The 15,108-nt window shown below is 33.5% G+C and carries 13 protein-coding genes and 5 tRNA genes; 11 read left to right on the top strand and 7 right to left on the bottom strand.

The window, feature by feature from the left end:
- The first annotated feature begins 60 nt into the window (after window positions 1-60).
- Window positions 61-594 carry a hypothetical protein gene (locus ACYSNM_RS01790; protein WP_461755378.1) on the top strand — a complete coding sequence of 178 codons (534 nt, stop codon included), beginning with the start codon at window positions 61-63 and terminating at the stop codon, window positions 592-594.
- A 116-nt stretch (window positions 595-710) separates the two neighbouring features.
- Here ACYSNM_RS01790 and ACYSNM_RS01785 read toward each other — a convergent pair.
- The 5 genes from ACYSNM_RS01785 to ACYSNM_RS01765 all read right to left on the bottom strand — a co-directional run bounded on the left by ACYSNM_RS01785 (window position 711) and on the right by ACYSNM_RS01765 (window position 1,242).
- Window positions 711-783, bottom strand: a tRNA-Phe gene (locus ACYSNM_RS01785).
- A gap of 27 nt (window positions 784-810) precedes the next feature.
- A tRNA-Phe gene (locus ACYSNM_RS01780) sits at window positions 811-883 on the bottom strand.
- An 81-nt stretch (window positions 884-964) separates the two neighbouring features.
- Window positions 965-1,037: transfer RNA gene (locus ACYSNM_RS01775), tRNA-Phe, on the bottom strand.
- Window positions 1,038-1,064: 27 nt separating this feature from the next.
- A tRNA-Phe gene (locus tag ACYSNM_RS01770) sits at window positions 1,065-1,137 on the bottom strand.
- Window positions 1,138-1,169: 32 nt separating this feature from the next.
- A tRNA-Phe gene (locus ACYSNM_RS01765) sits at window positions 1,170-1,242 on the bottom strand.
- A gap of 129 nt (window positions 1,243-1,371) precedes the next feature.
- On the opposite strand from ACYSNM_RS01765, the gene ACYSNM_RS01760 reads away from it, so the two are divergent.
- The 7 genes from ACYSNM_RS01760 (at window position 1,372) to ACYSNM_RS01730 (ending at window position 8,737) form a co-directional block, all read left to right on the top strand.
- Entirely contained in the window at window positions 1,372-2,127 is a 756-nt protein-coding gene (locus ACYSNM_RS01760) for a type III pantothenate kinase (protein WP_461755377.1), read from the top strand.
- Complete coding sequence (locus ACYSNM_RS01755; RefSeq protein ID WP_461755376.1) at window positions 2,099-3,367, top strand: hypothetical protein; 1,269 nt, start codon at window positions 2,099-2,101, stop codon at window positions 3,365-3,367. Before ACYSNM_RS01760 ends, ACYSNM_RS01755 begins: the two co-directional genes overlap by 29 nt.
- Window positions 3,368-3,381: 14 nt before the next feature.
- Window positions 3,382-3,942, top strand: coding sequence for an LPS export ABC transporter periplasmic protein LptC (lptC, locus tag ACYSNM_RS01750; protein WP_461755375.1), 561 nt, complete (start codon window positions 3,382-3,384; stop codon window positions 3,940-3,942).
- Window position 3,943: 1 nt separating this feature from the next.
- Entirely contained in the window at window positions 3,944-4,138 is a 195-nt protein-coding gene (locus ACYSNM_RS01745; protein WP_461754578.1) for a hypothetical protein, read from the top strand.
- Between the two features lie 246 nt (window positions 4,139-4,384).
- Window positions 4,385-6,487, top strand: coding sequence for a peptidylprolyl isomerase (locus ACYSNM_RS01740; protein ID WP_461755374.1), 2,103 nt, complete (start codon window positions 4,385-4,387; stop codon window positions 6,485-6,487).
- A gap of 116 nt (window positions 6,488-6,603) precedes the next feature.
- Complete coding sequence (gene fabD, locus ACYSNM_RS01735) at window positions 6,604-7,476, top strand: ACP S-malonyltransferase (RefSeq protein ID WP_461755373.1); 873 nt, start codon at window positions 6,604-6,606, stop codon at window positions 7,474-7,476.
- A 73-nt stretch (window positions 7,477-7,549) separates the two neighbouring features.
- Window positions 7,550-8,737, top strand: a complete 1,188-nt coding sequence (locus tag ACYSNM_RS01730) for a multidrug effflux MFS transporter (RefSeq protein ID WP_461755372.1) — start codon at window positions 7,550-7,552, stop codon at window positions 8,735-8,737.
- A gap of 74 nt (window positions 8,738-8,811) precedes the next feature.
- On the opposite strand, the gene ACYSNM_RS01725 is transcribed toward ACYSNM_RS01730, so the two are convergent.
- Window positions 8,812-9,945 (bottom strand): DegT/DnrJ/EryC1/StrS family aminotransferase, encoded by a 1,134-nt coding sequence (locus ACYSNM_RS01725; protein ID WP_461755371.1) that lies wholly within the window; start codon window positions 9,943-9,945, stop codon window positions 8,812-8,814.
- A gap of 158 nt (window positions 9,946-10,103) precedes the next feature.
- Here ACYSNM_RS01725 and ACYSNM_RS01720 point away from each other — a divergent pair, with 158 nt between their 5' ends.
- Entirely contained in the window at window positions 10,104-11,339 is a 1,236-nt protein-coding gene (locus ACYSNM_RS01720) for a 3-deoxy-D-manno-octulosonic acid transferase (protein ID WP_461755370.1), read from the top strand.
- A 90-nt stretch (window positions 11,340-11,429) separates the two neighbouring features.
- Here the strand turns inward: ACYSNM_RS01720 and ACYSNM_RS01715 are convergent, their stop codons facing one another.
- Window positions 11,430-12,269 carry an aldo/keto reductase gene (locus tag ACYSNM_RS01715; protein ID WP_461755369.1) on the bottom strand — a complete coding sequence of 280 codons (840 nt, stop codon included), beginning with the start codon at window positions 12,267-12,269 and terminating at the stop codon, window positions 11,430-11,432.
- A gap of 275 nt (window positions 12,270-12,544) precedes the next feature.
- Between ACYSNM_RS01715 and ACYSNM_RS01710 the strand changes: the two genes are divergently transcribed.
- Together ACYSNM_RS01710 and ACYSNM_RS01705 are read left to right on the top strand one after the other, a co-directional pair.
- A complete protein-coding gene (locus tag ACYSNM_RS01710; RefSeq protein WP_461755368.1) occupies window positions 12,545-14,698 on the top strand; it encodes a S46 family peptidase in 2,154 nt (717 codons plus the stop codon).
- 130 nt (window positions 14,699-14,828) lie between these two features.
- Window positions 14,829-15,059: a hypothetical protein gene (locus tag ACYSNM_RS01705; RefSeq protein WP_461755367.1), complete on the top strand. Its 231-nt coding sequence runs from the start codon at window positions 14,829-14,831 to the stop codon at window positions 15,057-15,059.
- Window positions 15,060-15,108: the final 49 nt, after the last annotated feature.

The following is a 15,108-nucleotide window of genomic DNA, read 5'->3' as shown; positions in this document are numbered from 1 at the left end:
TGTTGGTTCTTGCCCTTGCATGGCAAACAATAAAACAATAATTACATAAAAACTCAGACAATGAAAAGAAACTTCTTTTTAACAGCATCCCTACTTCTAGCATTAAATACCCTAAATGCACAAGAACAAGTAGAACCTAAAGTTATCTCTACTTTAACTCAAAATGTAGAAGACTTAGCACAAGAGAAAGCTGCTTTGGACACAAAAATTCAGATTGAGAAGTTAGAGCTTGAAAATAATTTAAGTGAAGCAAAACGCTTAAAACAAGAGCAAAAAATTGCAGATCAAAAATTAAAAGCAGAACTAAAAGCCCAAAAACAGCAAGAAAAGGAACATAAGAGAGAATTAAAAAAGCAAAAAGAAATTATCAGTGCTCAAAATAAACTAGATAAAGCAACTAGTAAATTACACAAAGCACAAGACAAATTCAATAAAGCAACTACCAAGTTCCAAACTAGACAAGCTTTAGGAAAAACTACTCCTATTGAAGAGTTAAAAACAAAAGCAGTTTTATTAAAACTACAAACAAAGGTTACAGAAGCAGAATTTGAAGTAAAAAAACTTACTTTACAATTTGAAACTTTAACCAAGTAAATAGAAAAAAGCCATCTTTATATTAAAGATGGCTTTTTTTATAACCTCTACCCCACTAAGATAAAATGGGTATAAATGAAAAAAACTCCAAGATTTCTCTTGAAGTTTTGCTTTTGTGGTGCCTCCAGGAATCGAACCAGGGACACAAGGATTTTCAGTCCTTTGCTCTACCAACTGAGCTAAGGCACCCTTTTTTTATACACTTAGTTTTTTTAGTGGTGCCTCCAGGAATCGAACCAGGGACACAAGGATTTTCAGTCCTTTGCTCTACCAACTGAGCTAAGGCACCTAAAAAATAAGGTATCTAAAAAAGATATTTTCTATTCTAAAAGAATAAAAAACCCCGAAAATATCGGGGATTTTCAACAAGTGGTGCCTCCAGGAATCGAACCAGGGACACAAGGATTTTCAGTCCTTTGCTCTACCAACTGAGCTAAGGCACCTGTTGTGCTTATAAAGTGGAAATTTAGTGGTGCCTCCAGGAATCGAACCAGGGACACAAGGATTTTCAGTCCTTTGCTCTACCAACTGAGCTAAGGCACCAGTATTTCTACTTGATTTGTAAAAGTTTTTTGTGGTGCCTCCAGGAATCGAACCAGGGACACAAGGATTTTCAGTCCTTTGCTCTACCAACTGAGCTAAGGCACCATTTAGCCTTTTACAAACAGAGAAACTTGTTCTCTTAAGCGGTTGCAAATATAGAATAGATTTTTATACTTGCAAAACTTTTTCTTAAAAAAATCATTTGCTATCTTTGAATTCACAAAGAAAACATCCATGATTTTAGCAGTAGACATAGGCAATACAGCCACCAAAGTAGCTCAATTTGAAAACAATAGCCTTGTGGAAAAAATACAATTTCCCACTGGAGAATTCACTGAAAAATTTTTATCTTTTTTTTCTAAATTCGACCCCACGACTCCAGTTGTGCTAACAAGTGTGGCACAAAATAAAAATGAAATAGTACTTTGGTTAGAAAAAAATGTACATTTGACTACAATCACCCATAAAAGTGAGATGCCATTTACAAATAAATATGCAACCCCCACTACTTTAGGAATAGATAGAATGGTTCTAGCTGCAGGAGCTACCCTTAGATACCAAAACACAAACCGTTTAGTAATCGATGCGGGCACTTGTATAACCTATGATTTCATTGATCAGGATAACAATTATTTAGGTGGAGCTATATCCCCTGGACTACAAATGCGTTATAATGCTTTAAATCACTACACCGCAAAGCTACCTTTGTTGGATCCCATGGATACTTCCTACTATATTGGACAAGATACCAGCCAAAGTATACATGCTGGAATTGTAAATGCAATTACCTATGAAATAGAGGGTTTTATTGCGCAATATGAAAAGTCATATCCTAATTTAACAATTATTTTAACAGGTGGTGATACACTTTTTTTGGCAAAAAGATTAAAAAATGTAATATTTGCTAATTCAAACTTTTTATTAGAGAGTTTGAATGCTTTATATCAATCCATAATTGAAAATGATAAAAAAAATTCTCGTAAGTCTTAGCTTAGTTTTTGCTACAGCTGCAATAGCACAGCAAGGAACAGCTACTCCGTATTCATTTTACGGTTTAGGTAATGTTAATTACAACGGTACCAATGAATACAAAGCAATGGGAGGCACTAGTGTTTATGCGGATAGTATCCATGTAAATTTAAAAAACCCAGCGTCTTTTGCCAAATTAAAGTATACGACTTTATCCCTTGGGGCAACGGCTCATTATTATCGTTTCAAATCCGATCAAAGTAAAGATGAAGCAAAAAGACAATCTTTTGATTATTTTACTTTAGGTTTCCCAATAGCTGAAAAGGCTGGTGTAGTTTTTGGTATTCTTCCCTATTCTAATGTAGGTTATAAAATCATGGGACAAGAAACTACCAATCCTTTAGGTCAAACCACTGCAAATAGCTTTACTGGAGATGGTGGAGTGAACCGTGCATTTATTGGAGCAGGTGTAGAACTTACCTCTAACTTGAGTGTAGGTTTTGATGCTGGTTACCACTTTGGAAAAACAGACAATAAAACCTTTACTTGGATGAAGGATATAGGAGATGGTACTCCATTATCTACACAAACTCTAGAACATAAAAACCTAGATTACAAAGGTTTTTCTTATACAGTTTCTGCTCAATATGAAGCAAAAATAAACAAATATGATTTTCAATCTAACATCACCTATGCTCCACAAACTAAGTGGGATGTAACCAATACTACTAAAATAGGAATATATGATGTTTTCGCTCCTTCTTACCCGTCAAAAGAAGAAGTACTTGTGGATGAAACAGCCACTTTTATAAACCCACAGAACCTAGCAATAGGAGCTGGTTTTGGTAAAAAATTCAAATGGTTTGTATCTGGGCAGTTCACCTATGTTGAAAACAGCAAATTAGCCAATGCATGGAATACTACATCTATCTCAGGTTATGAGGATACTAGACGATATTCTGTAGGAGGTTTTTATATTCCAAAATACAACTCTTTCACAAGTTACATGGATAGAGTTGTCTATAGAGCAGGTTTTCGTTATGAAAACACTGGTCTAGTATTAAAAGAACAATCTATTAAAGACTATGCTGTATCGGTTGGTTTTGGTCTTCCTGTAAGAGGACTTACTAATATTAATATTGGCTTTGAATACGGGCAAAGAGGAACAACATCTAAAGATTTACTTAGAGAAAATTACTTTAATATGTCTGTAGGATTCTCTTTAAACGATATTTGGTTTAAACGTAGAAAGTTTGAGTAATCCCTATCTTTAACATGAAAAAAGATATTAAAAGCTTTATTGGCTATTTATCTGTGATTGCCTTAGCAGTTCTAGGGGTTTCCTGTGATAATGACCTAAAGCAAATACAACAATTTAATCAAACTAGCTTCTTTCCAGTTGGAGAGGCTCAAGACATACATTTACAGTACGTAGATTCTGGCCGAGTAAAGGCTATTCTGGTAGGAAAGCAAATGTTAGATTATTCCAATGTTTCTAATCCATTTACAGAATTTCCTGAGGGAGTACATGTTACTTTTTTTGACAAACAAGACAATAAAAGCACCGTAGTGGCCAATTATGCTATTTCTTATTCTACTACAGAACTTATTGATTTAAGAGGAGATGTAGTAATTACAACTCATGAGGGTAAAAAATTAGAGGCCGACCAATTGTACTATGATCAAAAAAACAATTGGCTTTATACCCTTGGAAAATACAAAGCCTCTACCGATGCAGAGAATTTCACCCAAGGTGTAGGTCTAGACTTTAATAGTAATTTAGATATCGTCAGAGCCCAAAACAGCTATGCGGAAAGTATAAAAAAACAAAATTAAAATGAAAGCACTACGAATTATACCCTACTTCTATTTATTCATAGCTCTATTATTTATCTATGATGCTGTTACAAAAATCCAAGCAGGTCAAAAGGACTTCTGGATTAGTTTAGTTGTAGCTGCTGTTGCAATCTTTATGTTCTTTTTCAGACGTAAATTTGCAAAAAAAATGGACGATAGAAACAATAAAAAATAATAAAAATAAAATACCACTCTTTAAGGTGGTATTTTTTTTATCTTACCACTTTTTAACAAAAAAATATCCCAAACAACTAACATTAATTTATTAACCTATTAGATGAAAATACTTTTTTAAGGCTTTAGGTAACTTTCTAAAGCTAAAACTTGACAAATAGCCTAAAATATTACCTTTAGGTCTTTTATTATTAATAAGATAATTGTATTTTCGCTCACTGAAAAAAATTACACATAACAAAAAAGCATGGCAGTTTTATCAAAAATTAGACAAAGGTCCGCACTGTTAATTGCAGTAATCGGAGTTGCTTTATTAGCATTCGTCATAGAAGGAGTACTTAGTAGTACAGGAAATGGGGCATCGAGAAACATCGGGCATGTTAATGGACAAGACATTAATACGATGGAGTTCAACTATAAGGTTGAGCAAGCCAAAAACAACAACCAGTGGACAAATTCTCAAGCTGTTGTTGCAGTTTGGAATAACGATGTAAACGAGATTTTACTAGCTACAGAAATAGAAAAATTAGGTTTAAAAATTGGTCCAGATCAATTAATAAACGTAATCAAAAATGATCCATCTATTGCAGGGGATCCAAACTTCCAAGATGAGGCAGGTAACTTCTCTATGGATAAATTCAATTCTTTCGTCTTAATGATGAAACAACAAGGTCCAGACCAATGGAATGCTTGGTTAAACTTTGAAGCTCAATTAGAGAAAATTGGACTTCAACAAATGTATTTCTCTTTAATTGAAGGAGGAATTTACGCAACAGATTTAGATGCTAAAACGGCTTACTTATTAGAAAATGATAAAGTTAGCTTCAATTATGTAGCTGTTCCTTATTCTTCTGTTAACGACCAAGAAGCTAGTGTAAGCGATCAAGAAATCACTTCTTACATGAAGCAACACAGCAACAGATTCCATTCTGAGCCAACAAGAGTAATTGAATATGCTTATATTCAAAGCTTACCTTCACAAGAAGATAAAGAAGCAGTAAAAGAGGCTTTAGTACAATTGTTAGAACCTACAATTGCTTATAATGTAGATACTAAAACAAACGATACTATTGCTGGATTTAGAAACACAAAAGATGTAGCTCTTTTTGTTAACACTAACTCTGATCAAAAATTCGATACTTTATACTACTCGAAAAGCCAACTTCCACAAGGTTTCCAAGACCAATTATTTAACTTAAATGTTGGAGAGGTTTACGGTCCTTATGAAATTGGAAATAGTTTATTTATCACTAAAATGGTAGATAAACAAGTAGGTAATCAAGTAGATGCTGCACATATTTTAATCTCTTACCAAGGTGCTCCTTCTTCTATGTCAGCTTTGACAAAAGAACAAGCTAAAGAGAAAGCAGACAAATTATTACAACAAATCCAAAAAGACCCATCTTTATTTGCTGGTTTAGCAGCTTTAGAATCAGATGATCCAGGTTCTAAACAAAATGGTGGTCTTTACCAAGGTATATCAAAAGGAATGATGGTTCCTGAATTTGATACTTATATCTTCTCTAATCCAATTGGAAAAGTAGGTTTAATCGAAACTACTTTTGGTTACCACATTGTGAAAGTAACAGACAAAGTGAACACTGTTCAATTAGCTAACTTAATTAGAGAAATCGAAGTTTCAGATACTACAGCTGACCAAATCTATGCGCAAGCAACTAATTTAGAGCAATCAGCTGCAGATAACACAGACTTTATTGCTTTAGCACAAGAGCAAGCTTTTACAACACAAAGCAATGTTATTATCTACCCATTCCAAGATCAATTACCTGGAGTTGGAGAGCAATCTAACATAGTATCATGGGCATTTAATTCTGCAACTAAGCAAAATGCAATCAAACGTTTTGATACTGCTTTAGGTCACATCATTGTTAAAGTAACTACTGTAGATAACTCAGGATTACTTCCAATGGTAGAGGCTAGAAAGATAGTTGAGCCAATTTTAATGAACCAGAAAAAAGCACAAATCATTAGAAAAACAATGACTGGTGCTACTCTTGATCAAGTTGCAAGTAGCAGTAATGCTTCTGTACAATCAGCAAGTAACCTTACTTTAAAGGCTCCACTTATTCCATCTATTGGATATGAAGCTACTGTAGTTGGAGTTGCTTTTGCTACTGAATTAAACGGATTCTCTGGATTAATTGATGGGCAAAACGGTGTTTATATGATACAAACTACTCAAGTGAACAAAGCTCCTGAGTTAAACAATTACAACGCATATAGAACAAGAATTGAAGGTACAGATCAAAATAACGCACAAATGCGTATTATGAAAGTATTAAAAGACAATGCTAAAATAGAAGATTACAGATTAGACATCTATCAATAATCTACTTTTAAATAATTTTATAAAGCCACCTTTTTAATAAAAGGTGGCTTTTATTTTACAATAGTTTTACTAAATAAAATATCTTATTTTTGTCCCACAAAATTAAACCTATACATATGAAAGCATATATTTTTCCTGGTCAAGGAGCGCAATTTACCGGAATGGGTAAAGATTTATATGAATCTAATGAAAAAGCAAAACAAATGTTTGACAAAGCCAATGAAATATTAGGCTTTAGAATCACCGATATTATGTTTGAAGGTAGCGCAGAGGAGCTAAAACAAACCAAAGTTACTCAGCCTGCAGTATTTTTACATTCTGTTATCTTAGCTGCTACTTTAGAGGATTTTAAACCAGAGATGGTAGCTGGTCACTCTTTAGGGGAATTCTCCGCTCTTGTTGCAAATGGTACTTTAACTTTTGAAGATGCTTTACAATTAGTATCTAAAAGAGCTTTAGCTATGCAAAAAGCATGTGAAGTAACTCCTTCAACAATGGCTGCTGTATTAGGTCTAGAGGATAGTATTGTAGAAGAAGTTTGTAATGGTATAGATGGTGTTGTGGTTGCAGCAAACTACAACTGCCCAGGACAACTTGTAATCTCAGGAGAAACCTCAGCAGTAGAAAAAGCATGTGAAGCTTTAAAACAAGCTGGTGCAAAAAGAGCTTTACTACTTCCTGTAGGTGGTGGTTTCCACTCTCCAATGATGCAACCTGCAAAAGAGGAATTAGAAAAAGCAATTCAAGCTACAACTTTCCATACTCCTATTTGTCCTGTTTACCAAAACGTAACTGCGCAAGGAGTAACTGATCCTCAACAAATCAAAGAAAACTTAATCACTCAATTAACAGCTCCAGTAAAATGGACGCAGTGTGTAGAGCAAATGATTAAAGATGGTGCTAGCTCATTTACAGAAGTTGGACCAGGTAAAGTTTTAGTTGGACTAGTTAAGAAAATTGACAAAGAAGCCCAAACTCACTCAGCTTAATTAAAAGTAAACCTATACAAAAACAAAATCCTTGATAGTTCTATCAAGGATTTTATATTTAAAAAAAACCTCATTGGAAAAAATATCTTATTCGGAATGGATACTTGTCCTTACTTTAGTAAGTTTAACAGCACTTGGTCCAATTGCTATTGACATGTATCTTCCCGCGTTCCCAAAAATTGCGGTAGATCTAAATACCTCATTAAGTAAAGTACAAATATCTCTATCTACCTTTTTAGCAGGATTGGCCATTGGTCAGTTATTCTGGGGGCCTATATCGGACAAATATGGAAGTAAAGCACCCATTGTACTTTCTTTAAGCATTTTCATTATTTCATCCCTAGCTTGTTTATGGGTAAAAAGTATTGAGATGATGTGGTTATATCGCTTTTTACAGGCCTTTGGTAGTAGTGGAGGAGTTGTAATTGCAAGAGCTATCGTTAATAAGAGATTTGATAAGGAACAAACCTTGAAGATCTTTAGTATTTTAGCAGTAGTTGGTGGAATTGCTCCTATTTTAGCTCCTATTGTAGGTAATGTTTTAATAGGATTTTTCCCTTGGAGAGTAGTGTTTTTAGCTATGGCATTTTTTGCATTAATAGGGATAGGGATGACTTTGATTAATTTAAAAGAGCACAAAACCCAACTAGGTTCTACCTTAGATTTTAAAAAAATCATAGCCGCTTATCTTAGCTTATTTAAAAGCAGAACCTTTATTACCTATACCTCTATAGGTAGTATTGCTTTTTGTTGTTTAATGCTTTACATAAGTAATGCGCCAGTTTTGGTAATGGAACATGGAAAATTATCTTCTACTATTTTTACTATTGTATTTATGGTTAACTCTATTTCACTTATGTGTGGATCTTTTTTGACCTCGAGTATCTTACGTAAAAAATTAGCGCCAACAACCATTTTAACCCTTGCAACTTCTATTCAAATTATAGCAGCCTTTATGCTTTGGTTATTCATTAGCTTGGATGTGTGGATTTATTTACAATTAGTACCATTACCTTTATTTATACTTCCCTTAGGAATGATCTTCCCAACTGCCACTACTTTAGCTTTAGCACCTTTTAAGGAGCAAAGCGGTACTGCATCAGCTTTATTTGGTGCATTACAATTGGCTTTTACTTTTTTTACAAGTGTAGTTTTAAATAGTTTGAATGATGGTTATATGCCACTTGTAGCCTTAACCCTACTTTGCTGTGCTATATGTAGCTTTTCTATCAACTATTTTACTAAAAATAAAGCAAACTAAAGATATTGCAATCTATTATAAAACAAAAAAGACTAGTAAATTACTAGTCTTTTTTCGTTAAGCAAAGGGCTTATCTATTTTTTAAAAAAATCGTTTATTGTAGTACAAATAAATTCAATTTGTTCTTTCTCTAATTCCGAGTGCATTGGAAGAGCCAATACTTGCTCCACTAGTTCATTGGTCACTGGGAAGTCGCTTTCTTTATAACGTGGATCCAAATACGCCTTTTGTTTATGAAGAGCTATTGGGTAATAAATAGCACATGGGATATCTTTACTTTGTAAATGTTGTAATAAAGCATCTCTTTGTCCATTAACTACTCTTAAAACATATTGATGGAAAACATGGGAATCCTCTTGTTTAGCTATTTGCGGTACAATAAGCTCCTTAGTATCTTTTAAAAGCGCATTATACAACATTGCACTAGAGCGTCTATTGTGATTATAAGTATCTAAATGTGGAAGTTTAGCATCCAAAACAGCAGCTTGGATACTATCCAGTCTTGAATTCACTCCTACTACATCATGGTGATATCTTTGGTACATACCATGGTTTACAATACCACGGATTGTATGAGCTAAGGCATCATCGTTTGTAAAAATTGCACCACCATCTCCATAACAACCTAAATTCTTACTTGGGAAAAAACTAGTAGCACTTACATGTCCAATTCCTCCAGTTTTTACTTTACTACCATCACTAAAACAATAATTTGCACCAATTCCTTGTGCATTATCCTCAATTACAAATAAGTTGTGTTTTTCAGCGATTGCCATAAGACCTTCCATATTGGCAGCCTGTCCAAATAAATGCACTGGAACAATTGCTTTTGTTTTAGGTGTAATTGCTTTTTCAACTGCATCTAAATCAATGTTAAAAGTAATTGGATCTACATCTACTAGTACAGGAGTTAACTGTAAAAGAGCAATCACCTCCACAGTAGCAGCAAAAGTAAAGTCTGCAGTAATTACCTCATCCCCTGGTTTTAATCCAAGAGCCATCATTGCCACTTGTAAAGCATCTGTTCCGTTAGCACATGGAATAACGTGTTTTACTCCATTGTAGTTTTCTAAATTCTTTTGAAAACTATGTACATGCGGTCCATTGATATACGTGGAAGTCTCTAAAATATTTTGGATCGATTCGTTAACTTGAGCTTTAATTGTCTCATATTGACTTTGCAGGTCAACCATTTGAATTTTTTTCATTCTTCTATCCTTTATAATATATATTTTAAGGCTAAATTATCCATTAAACTAGCCTGTGTTTTTTGTTGATTTCTCCCTACAAAAATAACAAATTCTACACTTGAAAACCTCTCTATTCCATAAAAGAAACGTAATTTCGCTAAATCAAAGTATTACCTATGTTTTTTCTATACAATACCATTATCCATATTGCTTATTTCTTTATTAAAATCATTGCTTTATTTAATAAAAAGCTTTCCTTATTTGTAAAAGGTAGAGAGGAATCCTTTGCAAAAATAAAACAAAACCTAAGTAAAACGGATAAAGTTTTTTGGGTACACGTAGCCTCCTTAGGCGAATACGAGCAAGGTCTTCCCCTTATGGAAGCCCTTATAGAAAAGTATCCTACCCATAAAATTCTATTGACCTTCTTCTCCCCATCGGGTTATGAAGTCAAAAAAAACAATACCCTTGCCCACTGTACCATTTATTTACCAATGGATACTACTGCAAATGCTAAAAAATTACTTGAGTATGTAAATATTGAAAAGGCTTTCTTTATAAAATACGAATATTGGCCAAATTATTTACATCAATTAAAGCAAAATAATATTCCAACTTATCTTATCTCTGGGATTTTCAGGGAAAATCAAATCTTTTTTAAATGGTATGCTGGCTTTTATAGAAAGGCCTTGGATACATTTACTTACTTTTTTGTCCAAAATCAACAAAGTCTAGAGCTTTTACATCAATTAAACCACTATAATGTAGAAGTAGTTGGAGATACAAGATTTGATAGAGTAAGTCAAATTTTACAAAGGGATAATAATCTAGAATTCTTAGATCGTTTTACCTTAAACAAAACAACAAAAACCATTGTAATTGGAAGTTCTTGGCCAGATGATGAGAAAATGCTTGCCAAATATATTAATCAAAACACCCAAGAGGATGTCAAATTTATCTTTGCTCCTCATAATATTAAACAGGAACAAATCCAAAACTTACAAAACGCTCTAACGCAAAAATCTGTATTACACACCCAAAGTGAAAACGCAAATCTATCTGAGTGTAAAGTATATATTATAGATGCCTATAGCTTACTAACAAAAGCATATAGTTATGGTGATATAGCTTATGTGGGAGGAGGTTTTACCCATGGTATACATAATATCTTAGAAGCAGCCACTTTTGGAATTCCTATTATCATTGGTCCTAAATACCAAAAATTCCAAGAAGCTAAAGACCTTATTGCCTTAAAGGCTACCTTAGTTGTTCATAACCAAGAAGAACTAGATCAAAACTTAGATACTCTTTTACATGATCACACCAAGCGAGAGCAATTAGGTAAAATTGCCTTTGACTTTATAAATAAAAATAAAGATGCTACGGCAAAAATCATGGATAAAATACAATAAAATAAAAAAGGTAAATAACACAAAAGTTATTTACCTTTTTATTTGAATTAATAATTAATATATACCTAGGGTATAATTTATTTTTATTTATTAGAAGTCTACTTTATCTGGGTGTAATCCCGAACCTCCAAAGTAGTCCAAATTATCTAAAATAGCAACATCACTTGGATCCAATTCAATATCAAATACATCAAAATTCGATTTAATATAAGCAGGTGTTACTGATTTAGGTAATGGTAAGTGTCCATTATATAAAATCCAAGCTAAACTCAATTGAGCAGTAGTTATTTTATATTTCTTTGCCATGGTCTCTAAAGTCTTATTATCCATGACATTTCCTTGTCCAAGTGGTGCCCAAGCTTCTACTAAAATATTGTGCTTTTGACAATAGTCAACTACTTCTTTTTGAGTAAATCCTGGATGGTATTCAACTTGGTTTACCATAGGAGTAATAGTTGACATGGATTGTAGAGCCTCTAAGTGATGAGGCATAAAGTTAGAAACTCCAATTGCTCTAACCAATCCTTTGGTATATAAATGCTCTAAAGCCTTCCAACTCTGTGCGTTTAATTCCTTCCAATTCTGGTTCTGACTCTCTGAACAAGGCCAGTGTAAAAGGTACATATCTATATAATCTAAACCTAAACGATCCAAAGAATGCTCAAAAGCGCGTATTGCAGGCTCGTATCCACGATCGGTATTCCAAAGTTTAGTAGTTACGAAAATATCATTCCTTTTTACTTTAGACTCATTAATAGCTTTACCTACTGATTTTTCATTGCCATAAACAGCTGCAGTATCAATATGACGATAGCCAACTTCCAAGGCCTCTTCTACCGCTTTTATAGTTGCATTACCTTCAGGAATTTGCCAAGTTCCAAATCCAATTGCTGGAATTAGAACTCCATTTTGTAGTTTATAGTGTTTCACGATCAAATGGTTTTTTATAGTTTTTACTCTGTACAATTTACAAACTTTAAAGAGTATTAACAACAAATATTTATATAATTATTACTGCAAAATTCATCCTAGAAAATTTATCTTAAAATTTAACACAATACTTCAATTTGACATATTTACTCACAAAGTCAAAACAAACCCTAAAATAGAAATAATCTAGGGGTGTTAAATCCATTTGATAAGCATAAGGTTAGCCTCAAAAATGCTATATTGCCAAGGAATTTAGAATGCTAACTAATACTAACATGAATCAAAACATTAAAAACATTTTTAAAGTAGCACTACTTCTTGTTGCAATGCCTATTTTTAGTCAACAAGGTGGTATGTGGATTCCTTCCTTATTAGAGGGAATGAACCAAGAAGAAATGGCAACATTGGGTATGAAGATGTCCATTTCTGATATCTATGATGTCAACAACTCTAGCTTAAAGGATGCTGTACCTCATTTCAATGGAGGTTGTACCTCTGAGGTGATTTCTCCAAATGGTCTTTTATTAACTAACCACCATTGTGGCTATGGTCAAATACAAGCACATTCCACTATAGAGAATGACTACCTTCAAGATGGATTCTGGGCAAAGGACAAAAGCCAGGAACTTGTTAATGAAAATCTTTCTGTAACTTTTATGGTAAAAATACAAGATGTTACCACAGAGGTAACAAAGGGTATCAAACCAAGTGATAGCGAGAAAGTAAAAAAGGATAAAATCGCTAAGAATATTGAGAAAACCATCAAGACTTTTCCTAAACAAAGATGGCAAGAAAATCGAATCAAAGCCTTTTATGAAGGTAACCAATATATCTTATTTGTTACAGAAACCTTCAAAGACGTTCGCTTAGTAGGAACCCCTCCATCTTCTATAGGTAAGTTTGGCTCTGACACAGATAACTGGGTATGGCCAAGACATACAGGAGACTTTGCTTTATTTAGAATTTATGCAGATAAGAATAACAAACCTGCAGAATATTCTCCAGATAACGTACCTTATACTCCTAAGCATTACTTCCCTATTTCCTTAGATGGTGTTTCACCGGATGATTTCACTATGGTATTTGGTTACCCTGGAAGAACCCAAGAATACCTACCTTCTTTTGCAGTAGAACAAATCACAGAAAGTCTAAACCCTGCTAGAATTGGAATTAGAGATATTTCTTTGAAAATTACAGATCAATTCATGAGAGAAGATCAAGGAATCAAAATTCAATATGCTTCTAAATTTGCAGGAACTGCAAACTACTGGAAAAAATGGATTGGAGAGAGCCAAGGTTTAAAAAAATCAAATGCTGTTCAAGCAAAACAAGATTTTGAAAAAGACTTTGTAAAGCGTGCCTCACAAAATACAGCAACCAAACAATATGCTGATTTAATTCCAGCCTTTGAAAAACTTTATGCTCAAATTACTCCTTATGCAGTAAGTAAAGAGTATTATAGTGAAATTGCACTGCGTAACGCAGAAATCTTAAGTATGGCTTCAAGAGTATATGCAATTGAAAAAAGCTTAGACAATGCAAAGAATTTTGAAACTAAGAAACAGGATATTTTAGATAAAGCGCAAAACTTCTACAAAAACTACTCTACTAAAGTAGACAAAGAAGTTTTCCAAGCAATGATCCAAAAATATGCTAAAGACGCTCCTAAAGAGTTTTTACCTAAAAACTTAGTGAATATTAATGCACAAGAACTTACTAATGAGATTTTTGCTGAATCTGCCTTAACTTCTTACCAAGGTTTACAAGAATTATTACAAGGAGATGCAAAACAAGTTTTAGAAAAACTGAATCAAGACAAAGCATATAGTTTTGCTAAAGAAATTTTTCAAAATTACAACCAAAATATCCTTCCTGTATACCAAGACTTAGAACAACAAATAAGCGCTTTACAACGCGTTTATATGAAAGCTCAATTAGAATTATACCCAGAGGCTAGAATATTCCCAGATGCCAATGGAACTCTAAGAGTTACTTATGGTATTGTGGATGGTTATTCTCCAAGCGATGCAGTATACTACGAACCAATTACCCATTTAGATGGTATTATGGAAAAATATGTACCTGGAGATTATGAGTTTGATGTTCCACAAAAACTAATTGAACTATACCAAAGTAAAGACTACGGACACTATGCTCAAAAAGATGGAAAGCTACCAGTTAACTTTATTTCTACAGCACATACTACAGGAGGAAATTCAGGCTCACCTGCCTTAGATGCCTATGGTAATTTAGTAGGATTAAACTTTGATAGAGTTTGGGAAGGTACCATGAGTGACATCTATTATGACCCTAGTATTTGTCGTAATATTATGGTGGACGCGCGTTATATTTTATTTATCATCGACAAATTCGCAGGCGCTCATCATCTAATAGAGGAAATGGAATTAGTTTACCCTAAGGGTAAATAAATAACTGATTGATTATTAGCAAATTATGCGTTATGAAAAATTAATAAAATATTTTGCAAAAAAATCTTAGCAAATTAAAAAAATCATATATTTGCTCTGAATTAATAATTAACTTTTATAATTAATCAAGATGAAAAAAATCGCATTAAGCATTGCTTTAGTAGCTATGATGGGAGTATCTTTTGTTTCTTGTAACGAAACAGCTAAAGAAGCTCCTGCAACAGAAGAAGGTGTTGAAGTTATCGAAGAAGTAGCTCCAGTAGCTGAAGAAACTGTTACTGAAGAAGCTCCTGCAACTGAAGAAGGTGCAACTGAAGAAACTGCAACAGAAGAAGTTGTTACAGAAGAAGCAGCTAAGTAATTTTTGATTTTTCAAAAATAGCTTAGGCTAAAAAATAAAACCTCGCATT

The sequence above is a fragment of the Myroides sp. LJL116 genome, from assembly GCF_054871685.1.
The sequence above is the reverse complement of the archived record's forward strand: the minus strand, read 5'-3'. Positions and strand labels throughout refer to the sequence as shown.

Bases quoted from the DNA above. Each gene is read 5' to 3' on its own strand.
- ACYSNM_RS01790 (WP_461755378.1), top strand. From the start codon at position 61: ATGAAAAGAAACTTCTTTTTAACAGCATCCCTACTTCTAGCATTAAAT.
- ACYSNM_RS01760 (WP_461755377.1), top strand. From the start codon at position 1,372: ATGATTTTAGCAGTAGACATAGGCAATACAGCCACCAAAGTAGCTCAA.
- ACYSNM_RS01755 (WP_461755376.1), top strand. From the start codon at position 2,099: ATGATAAAAAAAATTCTCGTAAGTCTTAGCTTAGTTTTTGCTACAGCT.
- lptC (WP_461755375.1), top strand. From the start codon at position 3,382: ATGAAAAAAGATATTAAAAGCTTTATTGGCTATTTATCTGTGATTGCC.
- ACYSNM_RS01745 (WP_461754578.1), top strand. From the start codon at position 3,944: ATGAAAGCACTACGAATTATACCCTACTTCTATTTATTCATAGCTCTA.
- ACYSNM_RS01740 (WP_461755374.1), top strand. From the start codon at position 4,385: ATGGCAGTTTTATCAAAAATTAGACAAAGGTCCGCACTGTTAATTGCA.
- fabD (WP_461755373.1), top strand. From the start codon at position 6,604: ATGAAAGCATATATTTTTCCTGGTCAAGGAGCGCAATTTACCGGAATG.
- ACYSNM_RS01725 (WP_461755371.1), bottom strand. From the start codon at position 9,945: ATGAAAAAAATTCAAATGGTTGACCTGCAAAGTCAATATGAGACAATT.
- ACYSNM_RS01720 (WP_461755370.1), top strand. From the start codon at position 10,104: ATGTTTTTTCTATACAATACCATTATCCATATTGCTTATTTCTTTATT.
- ACYSNM_RS01710 (WP_461755368.1), top strand. From the start codon at position 12,545: ATGAATCAAAACATTAAAAACATTTTTAAAGTAGCACTACTTCTTGTT.
- ACYSNM_RS01705 (WP_461755367.1), top strand. From the start codon at position 14,829: ATGAAAAAAATCGCATTAAGCATTGCTTTAGTAGCTATGATGGGAGTA.